The following is a 15,284-nucleotide window of genomic DNA, read 5'->3' on the forward strand; positions in this document are numbered from 1 at the left end:
GTGAGCCGGCTGGCTCGCAAAGAGGGTGGGTCAATATTCGATGGAAATCGCGGGTCAGGATTCCATGGAAATCAACAGGCACCCTGAGCGCCAAAGCGGGAAGTGGCAAAGAACAGTGATGAACCGGCACCGGACAGAGGTCTGCTCCGAGGAGCGAGCCAGAGTGCCCACATTGGAAGAATGATGCTGAGAAGATTCGTGGACTGGGCTCAAACGGTTCAGGCAGACCGAGCCCGGGGGCCAAAGAACATCGACATGCGACTGACCGAAAGCGAGCCTTCAGCCAATCCATCGGCACGCCTGGATGTTGATGTACCGACAGCGATAGGTCGAATCACCATCTGGGAAAGTGGTGACTACGATATTGAATCTATCGATCTCGACACAGAACGGTCGCTCTACGCTGATCGCGGGACCTTGCAACGGGACGATGAGATGTCGAAGAAGTTCTCCCCGCTTTTTGCGTCGTTGGGAGTTGTCGTGAGCCGCGAGAGGCTGCACGCCCGTGGAGCCCTCATTGAGGCCCTGTGGCTTCGTCTTCACACCACACTGTCCACGTTCGCGGGGAAGATTGAGATGCGCGATTCATCCGTGATTCGCGATGTGAGATGTACCAGCAATGAAGCGTTCTTGCTCAGGGCGTACCTGGCCTTCCGGCGGAGTGTTGATGGCGAAGAGCTCGCGATCACGGTGGATATCCGGGGCGACGACAAGCAGATGGCGATTGAATCTGACGTGTGCAAAGAAGACGGTACGGTGCTGGTGATAGGGCCTCTTGCGAAGATTCAGTGGACTGAGAGTGTTCAGCCAGCGCTAGACGACTGGATGCGTGAGTTCGAGCAGTTCCTGTCAAAGAGCGAGGCAGAAATCGCCGCCGCCGTTTCGCGATTGAGTTGATCTGCTGGCATACCGCAGCACTGACATTCGCGCGCGCGGTCGAGGTGGAACGCGAGGCGTTCATTGCACACCGCCTTCACCAAGAGCTGCACGCAGTGATTGAGTCGTGGCATCGGCCGCTTCGATCCGTCGCAACAGCTCCTCATTCACCAGCCGCACCAATGCCCCCAATTCAGTCCGCGTCGGAAAGACTTCCTCCGTAAGCGCACGGTGATCCCGCCTTGACAACAGCTGTAGATCAGGCTGTCGCCATCAGTTGCCTGGTTGGCGGCCGGCAAAGTCAGATGAATCGGCACAACCTCAGGAATCAACCGGGAGGCCGACACGGCCAAGGTGCGCCCGGATGCTCTTTCTGCCAGAAGTAGAGGAAGAAGGCCGCATCCTCCCAAGGAGCGTCGTCGTAAGCCCAGTTGATATGGCTGATCCAGTTCATTAGCCTCGGGGCATTGGTGCCGCCTGCGAGTTCGAACCGCAGATTCGCAGCATCACGAACCTCCTGCCACCTGAGCTCTCGCATGCAGAACAGCACGATCCAATCTGTGTAAGTTCGCGAGCCATCGACTAGCGCGCAGAAGCACCGAACAAACACTTCTCGCTGATCGAGATTCGCATTGACGAAGTTCAAGATGTCGAGCAGATGCGGCTCGAGATCGGGGACGCCGGCTTCCACGGTGTCCGCAGAGTCGACGATCTGACACAGTCGCCAGAATTCCCTCTCGATTTCAGACTTGTTCATTGAGTCATCCTATCGCGAGACTGGCACTGCCACCGATGCGGCAGAAGCTCAGCGGTCCGACTAGCCGGGTGCGTCGGCAGCTGCTCTAGTACGTCGCGCAGGTAGGCGTAGGGATCGAGCCCGTTGAGCCTAGCCGAGTGGATCAAGCTCATCACCGCCGCGGCTCGCTTGCCAGCACGCAAGCTACCGGCGAACAGCCAGTTCTGTCTTCCAAGCGCGATCGGCCGGATCTGGTTCTCCACCCGGTTGTTGTCGGCGGGCAGATCCGCGTCGTCGATGTAGCGCGTGAGTGCCAGCCAGCGCTTCAGGCTGTAGTCGATGGCCTTGGCAGTCGCCGAGCCCTCGGGCACCTTCTGACGCTGCGCGGTGAGCCATTGATGCAGCGCATTGGCCACTTTGCGTGAGCGCTCCTGGCGCACGCGCCCGCGGTCTTCCGGCGCCAACTCGGCAACGACCCGCTCGACCTCGTAGAGCTCGCCGAAGAACTTCAGGGCCCGCTCGCCGATCGGGCTGCCGTGGTTGGCACACAGCTCATGGAACTTGCGCCTGGCATGCGCCAAGCAGCCGGCCTCGGTGACGCCCAGCTCGAAGCACGCCTTGTAGCCGGAGAAGTCATCGCACACGAGGGTGCCGCGCCAGCCGTTCTCGCCGCCAAGCCGAAGGAAGGCCCGGGCGTGCTGTCCGCCGCGGCTGTCGGCGAAGTCGAACACCACTGCGGGTAGTGCGTCATAGGCCGTCGTGCAGTAGCTCCAGAGGTACGCGCGATGCGTCTTGCCGTGGCCGGGCTTGAGCATGGCCACGGGGGTTTCGTCCGCATGGAGCACCTGACTACGGAGCATCTCGCTTCTGAGTGCATCCACCAGCGGCTGCAGGTGAACGCCGCACTGGCCCACCCAAGCGGCCAGCGTCGAGCGAGGGATCGCGAGGCCCGCTCGGCCGAAGATGGCTTCCTGCCTGTACAGCGGTAGGTGATCAAGGTACTTCGCCACCAACACCTGCGCGAGCAGCCCGGCTGTCGGGATGCCCTTGTCGATGATGTGGGGCGCTACCGGCGCCTGGATCAGCGTCTCGCATCGGGCGCACACCCACTTGCCGCGGACGTGGCGCTCCACCGTGAACACGCCGGGCTGGTAGTCGAGCTTCTCGGCGACGTCCTCACCGATGCGTTTGAGCACGCAGCCACACGCGCAGGTTACGTTGTGAGGCTCGTGGTGGATCTCGCGACGCGGTAAATGGGAAGGAAGCGCCTGGCGCTTGGGCTGCTGCTTGCCCTGCGGTACAGCCTTGGCCTGTGTGAGCTGCTCCAACTCCAACTCCATCACCGCCAGGTCTGCGTCGAGGGTGTCCTCAAGCAGATTCCTCTGCTCAGCGGTGAAGGCTTCCGACTTCGAGGCGAACTTCAGCCGCTTGAGCACGGCCATCTCGTGCGTGAGCTTGTCGATGGTGGCCTGCTTGAACGCGATCTCGCGGTCGCGCCGATCGATCTCCAGGTCACCGGCCTCCACCCGGCCCATCAGCGAGCGCACCATCTCGCGCAGTTGCTGCGCATCCAGGTGGTCGAGGTTGGTGGCCGTGTCGCTCACGGAAGGTGATGATGCGCCAGGACACCGGGGTGAACATCAGCAACTTCGGCAATTGCGCTAGATCACGTGGATCACACCGGCTTCGCCGACGCGCTGCCAGGGCAGGCCCAGCACCAAGGCGTCGAACTGGGGGCGGCTCAGGCTGAGCGTGGGCGCGGCGTCGTGGGGCCAGAAGAACTTGCCCTGGTGCAGCCGTCGGGCTGCCAGCCAGATCCCGATGCCGTCGTGCACCAGAACCTTCATCCGGTTGGCACGGCGGTTGGCGAACAAATAGGCGTGGTAGGGTCTGGCGGCACCGAAGACATGCACGACCCGCGCCAGCGCAGCTTCGGTGCCCGATCGCATGTCCAGCGGTTCGACGGCCAACCAGAGGGCCTCGACCTTGATCACCGCAGCAGATCTCGCAGCCAGGCACCGCACTCGCTGGCCAGTGCGGCTGGCCAGGTCACCACGACGTGCACGGCGCCGCGACGCACCTCCATGCGGATGTCGCCGGGAGGCGCAGGCGTCTCAGCCGGCGCGGGCAACTGCACAGGCACGAATCCGCTGACTCCCGGGTTTGGGGCGGCACCAGGCAGTGCCTTCGGTACATCAATTGGCTCGGGCCTACGCGGCTGGATCTCCACGTCACGCACCCAGCGACGCAACAGGTTCGCATTGATACCGAGAGACATCGCCACAGCCGCCATCGACATGCCGGGCTGCGCAGCCAGCGCAACGGCGTTGGCCTTGAATTCGTCGCTGTGCAGGCGGCGGCGCCGCCGATCGCCTGTGTGCTGAGGAGAGATAGTGTTCACGTGTCCACCAAGTATTAGTGGACACGAGCATCCTTTGCTCCTAACGCTGATTCAAGATGGGTTCACGGGACGCTTACCTTCCTCCGTCTCCCCCACACGCTGCGGAACGATGAGCTTCTCGATGCACGCGTAGGCGCGTTGCACCGCATGCAGACTGTCGACGTCATCACACGCCTGCAGCGCGAGCGATTCGGCATTGGCGGTTTCAGAAGATGCAGAAAGCGAAGACGCGTGCGCGCACGCGCGGGGAGATGCAGATGCAGCCATGAATGGCCTCCAAGGGTTTCGGTTTGCTGAAACCGACGCACCCGAGTCCAAGCGGGGGCGGCGGCTCGACGGGTTGGACTACCGGGAAACCACTTGCGTGAAACCGGCCGGGCTCGCGCCCGCCCATCGAGCCGCCTAAACAGGAAGCACGAACGACAAAGCCGCAGACCCTGCGGGGTGGCTGCGGCTTTTACGTCGCAGTGATTTCAACGGGAGTCCAAGCCCGATCACGCCCTGTGTTGACGTGACCGGCGCAGTATAGCCATGGCCAGTGCTGCTCGTGCGAGGGTGGATTTACAGACCTGCAGACCTATCATCCGGCCCTGCTGAACCTCAACCCGCAGCACACGGCATCGTCACCTTTCATCCGCAAAGCAGACATGAAAAACGAGAAATGGGAAACGACCATCCTGAGCGACACGGCGCACGAGCACCTCGTCGCGGAACTGAGTTTCGACGGCCAGTTCTTGCTGCTGCTCGATCGCGAGGAAGGCCGGGACCAGCTCTGCGTTGCGTTCCCCGCGAAAGACGGAAGCCTGGGCCCGCGCATTCCGCTGCCCGACTTCATCGCGCAACTGAACGCCGCAGCCGCCGATCTGCGTCGTTAGCGCACGACGGTGCCGCACCACCTCAAGGCGCCGCGAGATACGCCTCCACCTCTTTCCCCCACAACCCCTGCTGCCCGAGCAGCCCGTGCCCGCTCGCACCGCCCTCCAACGTGAAGCTCTCGAAGCGCCCCTTGCCGCCCGCGTCGCGAAAGGCTTCGAAGTTCTTGCGGCTGTGCGACATCGCATAGAACGGGTCGTTCTCGCCGTAGAGCCACAGCGTGGGCTTGGCAAAGGCCGCGCCGCGGCGGAAGGTGGCGGGGTTGATGGCGTCGGCGGCGTTGCCGGGGCACTTGTCGCCCATCCAGCCACCGACGAAGTTGATGACGCCCTGGAACATGTCGGGGTGCAGGCCCGCGTAGGCCACGGCAAGGATGCCACCGCGCGAGTGGCCTGCGATTTCCATGCGGCGGGTGTCGACGTCGGGGTCGCGCTGCAGCCACGCGACGGCGGCGTCGAGGTCGGCCACGGCGCGATCGAAGCCGGCCAGGGCGATGGCCGGTTCGCAGCTGTAGTGCTCGCGCTTGGCGGTGAAGCCTTCGTCGTACAGGCCGTCCGACTGGCCGCGTCCGCGCCGCTGTGGATAGGCGATGAGCCAGCCGCGCTGCGTGAACCAGCGGGCGGTTCGCTCGGGGGCCCAGGTCTGCTTGAACAAGGCCGGGTCGTTGCCGATGCCGGTGGAGCCGTGGTTGAACACGACCGTGGGGAACGGGCCGGGACCCTCGGGCTTGTAGATGACCATCTCGAGCGTGACGGGCGCGCCGTTCTCGACGAAGGGCGTGGGCACGCGCACGACGCTGCGGTGCAGCGGTTGTTGCTGCTGTGCTTGCGGCTGTTGCTGCGGCTCCGGTCGCTGCGCCCAGCTCGCGCCGCAGAAGGCGAAGAGCGACGCGAACGAGGCGGCCACGAGCGCGGCGGTGCGAAGGCGATTCATCTTTTTCTTCATGGGCGAGTGCTTTCGGAAGTGGGCAAGGACGCCGCCGCATTCTGCCCCGGGGCCTGTCGTTCGTTGTCGCGTGGCACCGGCACCCGCCACCGCAACGCGCCGCTCGCGAGCACGACGCCGGGCACCACGAACGACAGCGCCAGCAGCGCGGGGCGCGTGACGGGCTCGTTCATCCACCACGCCGCGCCGAGCGTGGTCAGCACGGGCACGAGCGCGGACGACAGTGCGGCGCGTGCGGCGCCCAGCCGCGTGATCGCCACGCCGTAGACGACCAGCCCCAGCAGGCCGGCGACCACGCCCTGGCCTGCGGCCTGCATCGCGATGTCGGTCCATGGCGCGGCGAACAGGCGCGGCGGGCCGGCGAGCCACAGCAGCGGCAACAGCAGCAAGGTCGACGCACCGTTGACGAAGGCCGCGCCCTGCCACGCGCTCATGCCGCAGCGGCCGAAGGCCAGGGAGTAGACGGTCCACAGCAAGGCCGCCAGCAGAAAGAGCAGGTCGCCGCGCCAGTGCTGCTGGCGCAGGCCCTCGCCGAAGCTGCCCGCCGCGAACACGGCCATGCCGACGGCGATGCCCACCAGCCCGAGCAGGCGCAGGCCGTGCACGCGCTCGCCCCGGTAGACCCACGCGCCCAGCGCGGTGAAGAGCGGCAGGCTGCCGGCCATGAAGATGCCCATGTGGCTGGCGGGCGCCCACTGCGCGCCGGCCAGCACCAGCAGGCCGAAGGGCAGGCCGCTGCCGACGACGAGCAGCACGAGCGCGCCGCGCGATGCGCCCGGCGGCACGAGCCTGCCGCGCAGCCACAGCGGGCTGAGCAGCAGCGCGGGAATGCCGTAGCGCAGCAGCGCGAGGTCCATCGGCCCGAGCGCGGTGGCGGTCACGCCGTGGCGCGACAGCAGCTGCCAGGCGCTGCCGATGAGGGCGGCGGCCAGCGCGGCGAGTGCGCCGGTCCAGAGGGTGCGAGGCGATGTCGTCATCGGGCCAGTCTGTGGCCCGGGCGGCGCGAAAGCTATCAGATTCGTGCGGGTGCGCCGGCCGGCCCGAGCACGCGGCGGGCCTCGCCGAGCGTGACGCCGACGCCGCGCCGGAACACGGCGCCCAGGTGGCTTTGGCTGCAGTAGCCCAGGTCGTGCGCGAGGCCGGCGAGGTCGCGCTCGCCGTCGGCCAGCCGCTCCATCGCCGAGGCCAGTCGCAGGTGCTGGCGGTACTGGTGCAGGCTCAGGCCGGTCTGCTGGCGAAAGCGCCGCGCCAGGTGAAAGGGCGAGCGCGACACGGCCTCGGCCAGTTCGTCCAGCGAGAGCGGAGGCCGCGCGCCCGGGCCGCCGCCTTCGGCCAGCAGCAGCTGCCGTGCGCGCGCGACGGCGCCATGCCAGGGCGCCTGGTGCGGCGCGCTGCCCAGCTCGGCGACGAGCGCGGCCACCAGGGCCGCGGCCTGTGCGCTGTCGGTGTCCGGCAACTGGCGCCGTGCCGCGTGCATGCGGTACAGCGCCTGCGGCGTCAGCAGGCAGACGCTCACGCCCGCCGCGCTTTCACCGTGGGCCGGGCTCACCGATGCCTGGCCGCTGACCACGAGGCTGTGCCGCACGGTTGCGGTCTCGGGCCGCAGCCGATAGGCGGTGGCGTCGCCGAAGCGGATGGCGGTGAGCGCGTCGGTCAACCAGGTGTGCTCGCCCGAGCGCACGTCGAGCCGCGTGCGCCCGATGGGGAAGACGACGCGCGGCGAGGCCACGGTGTACAGGTCGCTCCACGCCGGCCCCTGCGGCGCGTGCAGGCGCACATGCGCCACCTCGAACCCGCGTCCGGCATAGAGAAGGGTGCGGTCTTGCGGCATGCGAAGCGTGAACGCACGACAGGGTGGGTCAGCCCAGCGCGGTCCAGTTGCAGCGCAGCTCGTATTGCGTGCCGCGGTAGCTGAGCGTGCCCGTCGCGCCGGCCACGCGCAGCGCCACGGCCACTTGCGGACGGTCCAGGCCGGTGCCGCGCGCGCGCATGAACTGGCGGCGATGGTCGACGAAGCGCTGCTGCAGGCTGAAGCGTTCGGTCTCGCCGGCATCGGAGGCGGTGTTCGCCACGATCAGCTCGGTCAGCTGGCCGGTCGAGAGGCTGAACTGGATCTCGACCGCGTACGGCCGGCCGTCGCACTGCAGGCTGCCGTTCGCAAAGGCGGGCGACAGGCCAAGGAGCAGAAAGCAGGGCAGGGCGAGAGCGAGGAGGCGGCGGTGCATGTCGCAGTGGGTGCAGGTGGCGGCCCGCCACCATACCCCAAGCAGGTGAAACACACCCGTACACACCCAGACACACCCGCCGGCGCGTCACCCCACCTTGCGCGCGCGCCCTTCCCAGTGCGGCTCGCGCAGCTTGTACTTGAGCATCTTCCCCGCCGGCGACAGCGGAATCTCTTCGCGGAACTCCACGCTGCGCGGGCACTTGTAGCCGGCGATCAGCGTCTTGCAGTGCGCCACCAGCGCCTCGGCGCTCAGGGCTTCGCCGGCGCGCAGCACGACCACGGCATGCACGCGCTCGCCCCACTGGTCGTCGGGCACGCCGACCACGGCGCACATCGAGACCTGCGGCAGCTGGGTGATGGCGTTCTCGACCTCGGCCGAGTAGATGTTCTCGCCGCCGCTCACGATCATGTCCTTGAGCCGGTCGACCACGTAGACGAAACCGTCGGTGTCCATCACGCCGCCGTCGCCGGTGTGCATCCAGCCATCGCGGAGCACCTCGGCGGTCTGCTCGGGCTTGTTCCAGTAGCCGGCCATCACCATCGGCCCGCGCGCGGCGATCTCGCCGACGGTGCCGTTCGGCACGGGCCGGCCTTCGGCATCGACGATGCGCACTTCGGCGATGGGCACGGGCCGCCCGGCCGAGCGGCGGCGCGCGGCCGGCTGGTCGGGGTGGTGGCACCACGTGGGCAGCACGGTGACCACGGGCGACAGCTCGGTCATGCCGTAGAGCTGGCAGAAGCCCGCGCGCGGCAGCTTGTCGATGGCCTGCAGCAGCAGCGCATCGTCGATGGGCGCGGCGCCGTACAGCACCAGCTGCAGCGGCGTGGTGTCGAACTCGCCGAAGCGCGGGTGCTCGATGAGCCGCTTGAGCATGGTGGGCACCATGAAGGTCTCGCTGGCGCGCTCGTTCTGGATCGCCTCGAGCACCTTCACTTCGTCGAAGGCCGGAATGATGACCTGCGTGCACAGCCGCATCATCAGCTGCAGCGTGAGGCCGGTGCCGCCCACGTGGAACATGGGCGCCATGTTCAGGCCCACGGCTTCGGCGGGGCGCGTGGCGGCCATGTTGGCCGAGAGCTGGCCGGTGTAGAGGTTGCCGTGCGTGAGCATCACGCCCTTGGGCAGGCCGGTGGTGCCGCCGGTGTACATCACGGCGGCCAGGTCGGCGCCGCCGCGCCGCGCGTCGGGCACGGGCTGCGCCTGCGCCATGAGGGCTTCGGCGTCGGCCATGCCGTCGGGCGCGGGGCCGTCGCCGAAATGCACCAGCGTCTTCAGCGAGCGCGAGAGTTCGCGCTGCTGCTGCGCCACGGCGCCGAAGTGCGCGTCGGACAGGAGGATGCGCGTGTCGCAGTCATCCAGCGAGTACGCGACCTCGCGCGCGCTCCAGCGGATGTTGACCGGGTTGATCACGCCGCCCGCCCACCAGGTGGCGTAGAGGTACTCCACGTAGCGGTCGGAGTTCAGCGCCAACAGGCCCACGCGGTCGCCGGGTTGCAGGCCTAGCGACTGCAGCACGGCCGCGAGCCGCGCCACGCGGTCGACGAACTGGGCAAAGGTGCTGCGGCGCTCGCCGCACACGAGGGCGGTGGCGCCGGGGCGTTCCTGCAGGGCCTTGTGCAGGGGCTGGGTGAGGTCCATGGACTGCGGTCTCCGTCGGTCGGTTCGTTGTTGTGCGCCGAGTATGGAAGGGACGCGCCGCGCCGGCATCGTCGGAAGCGACGGGATCGAAAGCGCCCTGGCGGCCAAAGTCGTCCGAAGCGACGGTGACCGGCCAAGGGCTGCGCGCGACCATCGCCGAAGAACGAACGATTCGACTGTTCGACCGACCGGAGACAAGCCATGCATTCCTTCCCGACCGACCCGGCGCGCCGCCGCCTGATCCACGGCGCGGCGCTCGCCGCCGCGGGCACCGCGCTGCCCTTCCTGGCGCGCGCCCAGGGCCTGTTCGGCAAGCAGCCGATCACGCTGCTGGTGCCGTACCCCGCGGGCGGCGCCACCGACGTTCAGGCGCGTGCGCTGGCGCTGGCGGCCTCGCGCGAGCTGAAGCAGCAGATCGTGATCCTCAACCAGCCCGGCGTGGCCGCCACGCTGGCGCCGACCACCATGGCGCGCAAGGCCGCGCCCGACGGCTACACGCTCTCGCTCATGCTGAGTTCGCTGTACCGGCTGCCGCACCTGCAGAAGGTGAGCTACGACCCGGCCACCGACTTCACCTACGTGGCCAACGTGACGGCCGCCACGCTGGGCATCACGGTGCGCCAGGACGCGCCGTGGAAAGACCTGAACGCGCTGCTGGCCGCGGGCAAGGCCAAGCCGGGCGAGGTGTCGTACGGCACCACCGGGCGCGGCGGCACCTCGCACGTGTCGATGGAGCGGCTGGCCGCGCTGGCCGGCGTGAAGTTCAACTTCATTCCCTTCAAGGGCGCGGCCGAGCTGTACAACGCGCTCATGGGCGGCCATGTGGACGCGGTCTCCGAGGCCGGCTTCGGCGCCGCCGTGGCGGGCGGGCGCGTGCGCCTGCTGGCCACCTTCAACGAAGCGCGCTCGCCCACGCGGCTGAACGTGCCGACCGTGAAGGAACTCGGCTACGACGTGGTGGCCAACGGCTCGTGGGGCATCGCCGGCCCGCGCGGCATGGACCCGAAGGTGGTGCAGGCGCTGCAGGAGGCCTTCCGCAAGGCCGTGGACGACCCCGAGTTCCTGCGCACGCTCGACTTGAACGACTACGTCAGGTTCTACATGGACAGCCCCGCCTACACGGCCTGGGCGCACAAGACCTACGCCGACGAGAAGCGCTTCGTGAGCGACCTGCGCATCAAGCTCGACGACTGAATCCGACCTTCCCTCCTGCTGCCATGACTTCTTCGTCCTCTTCTTCTCTTCACTGCTTCCTCCACCCCAAGGCCATCGCCTTCGTCGGCGCCACCGAGCGCTCGGTGTGGTCCAACGCGGCGCTCGCCAGCCTGCGCACGCTGGGCTACGCGGGCCAGCTCTACCCGGTGAACCGGCGCGGCGGCAGCTTTCACGGCATGGCGGCGGCCACCTCGGCCGAGGCCATCGGCGAGCCGGTCGACACCGCATTGCTCATGGTGCCGGCCGATGCGCTCGACGACGCGCTGGCCGACCTGCAGCGCGCGGGCATCGGCAACGCCGTGCTGCTGAGCTCGGGCTTCGCCGAAGCCGGGGAGGAGGGCCGCGAGCGCCAGCGCCAGCTCACGGCCAAGGCGCGGTCGCGCGGCCTGCGCATCCTCGGGCCGAACTGCCTGGGCTTCGTCAACTTCGTCGACCGCTCGGCCGTGTGGACCGCTTCGCTGCGCGAGCCGCTGCCGGCGGGCACGCTGGGCATCGTGTCGCAAAGCGGCGCGCTCGCGGGGCAGCTGTCGTTCATGGCGCAGGTGCACGGCATCGGCCTGAGCCGCATGGTGTCGACCGGCAACGAGTCGGACATCGACATCGCCGAGGTCATCGACTACCTGGTGGACGACGAGCACACGCGTTCCATCGCCGTGTTCGCCGAGACCGTGCGTGACCCGCAGCGCTTTGCCGCCGCGGCCGAGCGCGCGCTGGCCGTGGCCAAGCCCATCGTGGTGCTGAAGATGGGCAGCAGCGAGATCACGGCGCAGGCCGCGCAGGCCCACACCGGCTCGCTGGTGGGCGACGACCGCGTGTTCGACGCCATGTGCCAGCGCCTGGGCCTGATGCGCGTGCGCTCCATCGAAGACCTGGTGTTCACCGCCGCCTTCGCCAGCATGACCGGGCCCTTCGCGGCCGGCGGGCTGGCGGCCGTGTCGATGTCGGGCGGCATGTGCGAGATCTTTGCCGAGCGCGCCGAGGAAGAAGGCCTGGCGCTCACGCCGCTTGCGCCCAGCACCGAGGCCGCGCTGCGCGAGGTGCTGCCGGGCTACGGCACGCCGCAGAACCCGCTGGACGTGACCGGCGCGGCCATGCTGCAGCCCGAGCTGTTCGGCAATGCCCTCGAAGCGTTGGTGCGCGACCCCGCGCTGGGCGCCGCCATCGTCGTGGCCGACGTGCCCAACGCGCCGGCCAACGACACGCCGCTGAACCGCGCCGTGTTGGCGCAAGTGGCGCGCGGCCTGGCCGCCAGCCCGGTGCCGGCCATCGTCTGCAGCCACTACGTGATGCAGGTGAGCGAGCGGTCGCGCGAGCTCATCGCCGAGACCGGCATCCGCCACATCGCCTGCGGCATCCACCACGCGATGAGCGCGGCGGGTGCGGTGCATCGCTGGTCCGAAACGCTGCGCCGGCGTCAGGACGCGCAAGGTGTCGCTGCTGCTGTGCCGGCCACGCCACCCTCGCAGCCGTTGCGTTCGGAGCGCGAAACGCTCGACTGGCTCTCGCAGCGCGGCGTGCCCGTGGTGCCCGTGCGGCTGTCGCGCAGCGCCGACGAGGCCGCGCGCATTGCACAGGAACTCGGCGGCCCGGTCGTGCTGAAGATCGCCTCGGCGCAGATCGCGCACAAGACCGAGGTCGGCGGCGTGGCGCTGAACCTGCAGGGTGCCGACGCGGTGCGCGCCGCCTGGCAGGCGATGGATGCGCGCGTGCGCGCGGCGCGGCCCGAGGCCGAGATCGACGGCATCCTCGTCGCGCCGATGCGTCAGGGCGGGCTCGAACTGTTCGTCGGCACCGTGCGCGATCCGCAGTGGGGCCCGGCGCTGGCCGTGGGGCTCGGCGGCATCTGGGTCGAGGCGCTGCGCGACACCAGCCTGCGCCTGCTGCCCGTGACGCCCGCCGAGGTGAAGGACATGCTGGCCGAGCTGCGCGGTGCGCGCCTGCTCGACGGCTGGCGCGGCGCGCCCGCGGCCGACCGCGACGCCATCGCCGAAGCCGTGGCCGCCATCGGCAACGCGGCGCTCGCGCTCGGCCCCGAACTGGTCTCGCTCGAAGTCAACCCGCTGCGGGTGGATGGCCGCACGGTCGAGGCGCTCGATGCGCTGGCCGTGTGGGGCGCGGCGGGCTGAACGACTTTCATCGTCAAGAAAACCAACAGGAGACTTTTTCCATGCTGCAACGACGTCGATTCGCGCAATGGGGCGCGAGCGGACTGCTGGCCCCTGCGCTCGGAGCCCTGCCGAAGGCGCAGGCGGCCGACGCCTACCCGACCCAGCCGATCAAGGTGATCGTGTCGTCGGCCGCCGGCGGGCTGGTCGACGGCATCGCGCGCACCATCGGCGAACGCATCGCCAAGCCGCTGGGCCAGCCGGTGCTCATCGACCCCAAGCCCGGCGCCAACGGCGCCATCGCCGCGTCCTTCGTGGCCAAGGCGCCGGCCGACGGCCACACGCTGCTGTTCGCCGTCAACTCCTTCGTGCTCGCGCCGCTGCTGATGGCCAAGCCCGGCTACGACGTGTTCAAGGACTTCGCGCCCGTGTCGCTGTCGAACTACGGCCTGCTCGTGTTCGCGGTGGGCGAGGGCGTGCCCGCGAAGAGCATGCGCGAGTTCGTCGCCATGGCCAAGGCGCAGCCCGGCAAGCTGAGCTTCGGCTCGGCGGGGCAGGGCTCGTCGGGCCACCTCTACGGCGAGAAGCTGATGCGCGACGAAGGCCTGCAGATGACGCACGTGCCCTACAAGGGCGGTGCGCCGCTGATGATCGACATCCTCGGCGGCCAGGTGCAGGGCGGCTTCGTCACCATGGGCGAGGCGCTGCCGCACGCGAAGTCGGGCCGCGCGAAATTGCTGGGCGTGTTCGGCACGCGTCGCATGCCGCTCGCGCCGCAGATTCCCACCTTCACCGAGCAGGGCTTCAAGGGCTACGAGCACGGCGGCTTCTGGGGCTTCTTCGCGCCCACCGGCACGCCGCAGCCGGCCATCGACAAGCTCGCCGGCGCGGTGCGCCAGGCCGTGGCGCAGCCTGATCTGCAGGAACGCATGATCGGCCTGGGGCTGGAGCCTTCGGGTGAAGGGCCGGGTGAGTTGATGGCGGCGGTGCGCAGAGAGAACCTGCTGTGGTCGCGGCTCATCAAGGACATGAACCTGAAGCTCGAATAGACCTCAGGCCCGCGCCACCACGCCGGCGGTCACCAGTGCATCGACCGCCGCGCGTTCGAACCCGAACTCCCCCAGCACCTCGTCCGTGTGCTCTCCCAGCGACGGCGCGAGCCGCTGCACACCGCCCGGCGTGGCCGACAGCGTGAACGGCACGCCGGGAAAGCGCAGCGTGCCTTCGGTCGGGTGCTCGGCGTCGTGCCACAGGCCGCTGGCTTTCAGTTGCGGATCGTCGGGCAGCTGCTGCAGCGTCTGGATCGGCATCGCCGGAATGTCGGCCTGGCGGAAAGCAGACACCCATTCGGCCGTGGTGCGCGCGCCGGTGGCGCGTTCGAGTTCGCCGAACACCACCGTGTGGTTGCGCACGCGCGCGGCCAGCGTGGCAAAGCGTTCGTCCTCGCGCAGCTCGGGCCGGCCCACCACTTCGAAGAAGCGCAGCCACTGCGCGTCGGTGTAGGGCACCAGCGCGATGTAGCCGTCGGCCGTGCGAAAGGGCTTGCGCACGCCCGAGCGGATCGAGCCGTAGACCATGTCGTCGATGGGCGGCTGGAAGGTGTGGCCCCACAGGTGCTCCACCATGTTGAAGGCGGTCATGGTCTCGAACATCGGCACGTCGACCGCCTGCCCCTGGCCGCTGCGTTCGCGGTGGAACAGCGCGGTGACGATGGCATACGCTGCGTACAGCGCCGTGGTCTTGTCGGCCACGAGCGCGGGCATGTAGCGCGGCTCGCCGGTGTAGATCGATTGCAGCTGCGCCAGGCCCGAGGCCGCCTGGATGATGTCGTCGAAGGCCGGCAGGCCCGCGTACGGCCCTTCGTCCGAGAAGCCCTTGACGTGCGCGCTCACCAGCCGCGGGTTGAGCGCATGCAGCCGCGCCGCGTCGATGCCGATGCGTGCCGCTGCGTCGGTGCGCACCGAATGCACGAGCACGTCGCTGCCGCGCACCAGCGCGTCGAGCACCTCGCGCGCGGCGGGTTGCTTCAGGTCGAGCACGAGGCTGCGCTTGTTCCGGTTGCACGACAGGTACAGCGACGACATGCCCTTGTGGCGCGCGGGCCCGACCGAGCGGGCCAGGTCGCCCTGCGGCGCCTCGACCTTGATGACGTCGGCGCCCATGTCGGCCAGCATCTGGCTGGCCAGCGGGCCGAGCACCACGGACGACAGGTCGAGCACCTTGACGCCTTCGAGGGCGCCGCGAAAAAGGGGAGGGGGCGTCATCGG

At 68.6% G+C, this 15,284-nt stretch carries 16 protein-coding genes; 5 read left to right on the forward strand and 11 right to left on the reverse strand.

The window, feature by feature from the left end:
• Window positions 1-183: 183 nt before the first annotated feature.
• Window positions 184-897: an immunity protein TriTu family protein gene (locus tag AC07Y4_RS10270; protein ID WP_495274469.1), complete on the forward strand. Its 714-nt coding sequence runs from the start codon at window positions 184-186 to the stop codon at window positions 895-897.
• A gap of 307 nt (window positions 898-1,204) precedes the next feature.
• On the opposite strand, the gene AC07Y4_RS10275 is transcribed toward AC07Y4_RS10270, so the two are convergent.
• From AC07Y4_RS10275 to AC07Y4_RS10295, 5 genes are all read right to left on the reverse strand, one after another.
• Window positions 1,205-1,633, reverse strand: coding sequence for a hypothetical protein (locus AC07Y4_RS10275; RefSeq protein ID WP_081269829.1), 429 nt, complete (start codon window positions 1,631-1,633; stop codon window positions 1,205-1,207).
• Entirely contained in the window at window positions 1,630-3,162 is a 1,533-nt protein-coding gene (gene tnpC, locus AC07Y4_RS10280) for an IS66 family transposase (protein WP_495274519.1), read from the reverse strand. Before tnpC ends, AC07Y4_RS10275 begins: the two co-directional genes overlap by 4 nt.
• A 111-nt stretch (window positions 3,163-3,273) precedes the next feature.
• On the reverse strand, window positions 3,274-3,606 hold the full coding sequence (gene tnpB, locus AC07Y4_RS10285) for an IS66 family insertion sequence element accessory protein TnpB (RefSeq protein WP_495274470.1): 333 nt from the start codon (window positions 3,604-3,606) through the stop codon (window positions 3,274-3,276).
• Entirely contained in the window at window positions 3,603-4,013 is a 411-nt protein-coding gene (locus tag AC07Y4_RS10290) for a transposase (protein ID WP_495274471.1), read from the reverse strand. Before AC07Y4_RS10290 ends, tnpB begins: the two co-directional genes overlap by 4 nt.
• A 51-nt stretch (window positions 4,014-4,064) precedes the next feature.
• Window positions 4,065-4,280 carry a hypothetical protein gene (locus AC07Y4_RS10295; RefSeq protein WP_495274472.1) on the reverse strand — a complete coding sequence of 72 codons (216 nt, stop codon included), beginning with the start codon at window positions 4,278-4,280 and terminating at the stop codon, window positions 4,065-4,067.
• A 380-nt stretch (window positions 4,281-4,660) separates the two neighbouring features.
• Between AC07Y4_RS10295 and AC07Y4_RS10300 the strand changes: the two genes are divergently transcribed.
• On the forward strand, window positions 4,661-4,888 hold the full coding sequence (locus AC07Y4_RS10300) for a hypothetical protein (RefSeq protein WP_487850215.1): 228 nt from the start codon (window positions 4,661-4,663) through the stop codon (window positions 4,886-4,888).
• 22 nt (window positions 4,889-4,910) lie between these two features.
• On the opposite strand, the gene AC07Y4_RS10305 is transcribed toward AC07Y4_RS10300, so the two are convergent.
• The 5 genes from AC07Y4_RS10305 to AC07Y4_RS10325 all read right to left on the reverse strand — a co-directional run bounded on the left by AC07Y4_RS10305 (window position 4,911) and on the right by AC07Y4_RS10325 (window position 9,697).
• Window positions 4,911-5,819 carry an alpha/beta hydrolase family protein gene (locus AC07Y4_RS10305; RefSeq protein ID WP_487850214.1) on the reverse strand — a complete coding sequence of 303 codons (909 nt, stop codon included), beginning with the start codon at window positions 5,817-5,819 and terminating at the stop codon, window positions 4,911-4,913.
• An 8-nt stretch (window positions 5,820-5,827) separates the two neighbouring features.
• Window positions 5,828-6,808 (reverse strand): DMT family transporter, encoded by a 981-nt coding sequence (locus AC07Y4_RS10310; protein ID WP_487850213.1) that lies wholly within the window; start codon window positions 6,806-6,808, stop codon window positions 5,828-5,830.
• Between the two features lie 35 nt (window positions 6,809-6,843).
• Window positions 6,844-7,662 carry a helix-turn-helix transcriptional regulator gene (locus AC07Y4_RS10315; protein WP_487850212.1) on the reverse strand — a complete coding sequence of 273 codons (819 nt, stop codon included), beginning with the start codon at window positions 7,660-7,662 and terminating at the stop codon, window positions 6,844-6,846.
• 28 nt (window positions 7,663-7,690) lie between these two features.
• Window positions 7,691-8,056, reverse strand: coding sequence for a hypothetical protein (locus AC07Y4_RS10320; RefSeq protein ID WP_062475198.1), 366 nt, complete (start codon window positions 8,054-8,056; stop codon window positions 7,691-7,693).
• 87 nt (window positions 8,057-8,143) lie between these two features.
• Entirely contained in the window at window positions 8,144-9,697 is a 1,554-nt protein-coding gene (locus AC07Y4_RS10325) for a long-chain-fatty-acid--CoA ligase (protein WP_487850211.1), read from the reverse strand.
• Window positions 9,698-9,898: 201 nt separating this feature from the next.
• Between AC07Y4_RS10325 and AC07Y4_RS10330 the strand changes: the two genes are divergently transcribed.
• Genes AC07Y4_RS10330 through AC07Y4_RS10340 form a run of 3 tightly spaced genes read left to right on the forward strand, consistent with a single transcriptional unit; the run spans window position 9,899 to window position 14,066 of the window.
• Window positions 9,899-10,891, forward strand: coding sequence for a tripartite tricarboxylate transporter substrate binding protein (locus tag AC07Y4_RS10330; protein WP_487850210.1), 993 nt, complete (start codon window positions 9,899-9,901; stop codon window positions 10,889-10,891).
• Between the two features lie 23 nt (window positions 10,892-10,914).
• Window positions 10,915-13,038, forward strand: a complete 2,124-nt coding sequence (locus AC07Y4_RS10335) for an acetate--CoA ligase family protein (protein ID WP_495274473.1) — start codon at window positions 10,915-10,917, stop codon at window positions 13,036-13,038.
• Between the two features lie 41 nt (window positions 13,039-13,079).
• Window positions 13,080-14,066 (forward strand): Bug family tripartite tricarboxylate transporter substrate binding protein, encoded by a 987-nt coding sequence (locus AC07Y4_RS10340; RefSeq protein WP_139704328.1) that lies wholly within the window; start codon window positions 13,080-13,082, stop codon window positions 14,064-14,066.
• A gap of 3 nt (window positions 14,067-14,069) precedes the next feature.
• Here the strand turns inward: AC07Y4_RS10340 and AC07Y4_RS10345 are convergent, their stop codons facing one another.
• A complete protein-coding gene (locus AC07Y4_RS10345; protein WP_495274474.1) occupies window positions 14,070-15,281 on the reverse strand; it encodes a CaiB/BaiF CoA transferase family protein in 1,212 nt (403 codons plus the stop codon).
• Between the last annotated feature and the right edge of the window lie 3 nt (window positions 15,282-15,284).

This window comes from Variovorax sp. GW460-12-1-14-LB1, from assembly GCF_059423605.1.

Coding starts and splice junctions, on each gene's coding strand:
- AC07Y4_RS10270 (WP_495274469.1), top strand. CDS start 184: ATGCTGAGAAGATTCGTGGACTGGGCTCAAACGGTTCAGGCAGACCGA.
- AC07Y4_RS10275 (WP_081269829.1), bottom strand. CDS start 1,633: ATGAACAAGTCTGAAATCGAGAGGGAATTCTGGCGACTGTGTCAGATC.
- tnpC (WP_495274519.1), bottom strand. CDS start 3,162: ATGGTGCGCTCGCTGATGGGCCGGGTGGAGGCCGGTGACCTGGAGATC.
- AC07Y4_RS10295 (WP_495274472.1), bottom strand. CDS start 4,280: ATGGCTGCATCTGCATCTCCCCGCGCGTGCGCGCACGCGTCTTCGCTT.
- AC07Y4_RS10300 (WP_487850215.1), top strand. CDS start 4,661: ATGAAAAACGAGAAATGGGAAACGACCATCCTGAGCGACACGGCGCAC.
- AC07Y4_RS10305 (WP_487850214.1), bottom strand. CDS start 5,819: ATGAATCGCCTTCGCACCGCCGCGCTCGTGGCCGCCTCGTTCGCGTCG.
- AC07Y4_RS10310 (WP_487850213.1), bottom strand. CDS start 6,808: ATGACGACATCGCCTCGCACCCTCTGGACCGGCGCACTCGCCGCGCTG.
- AC07Y4_RS10315 (WP_487850212.1), bottom strand. CDS start 7,662: ATGCCGCAAGACCGCACCCTTCTCTATGCCGGACGCGGGTTCGAGGTG.
- AC07Y4_RS10320 (WP_062475198.1), bottom strand. CDS start 8,056: ATGCACCGCCGCCTCCTCGCTCTCGCCCTGCCCTGCTTTCTGCTCCTT.
- AC07Y4_RS10325 (WP_487850211.1), bottom strand. CDS start 9,697: ATGGACCTCACCCAGCCCCTGCACAAGGCCCTGCAGGAACGCCCCGGC.
- AC07Y4_RS10330 (WP_487850210.1), top strand. CDS start 9,899: ATGCATTCCTTCCCGACCGACCCGGCGCGCCGCCGCCTGATCCACGGC.
- AC07Y4_RS10335 (WP_495274473.1), top strand. CDS start 10,915: ATGACTTCTTCGTCCTCTTCTTCTCTTCACTGCTTCCTCCACCCCAAG.
- AC07Y4_RS10340 (WP_139704328.1), top strand. CDS start 13,080: ATGCTGCAACGACGTCGATTCGCGCAATGGGGCGCGAGCGGACTGCTG.
- AC07Y4_RS10345 (WP_495274474.1), bottom strand. CDS start 15,281: ATGACGCCCCCTCCCCTTTTTCGCGGCGCCCTCGAAGGCGTCAAGGTG.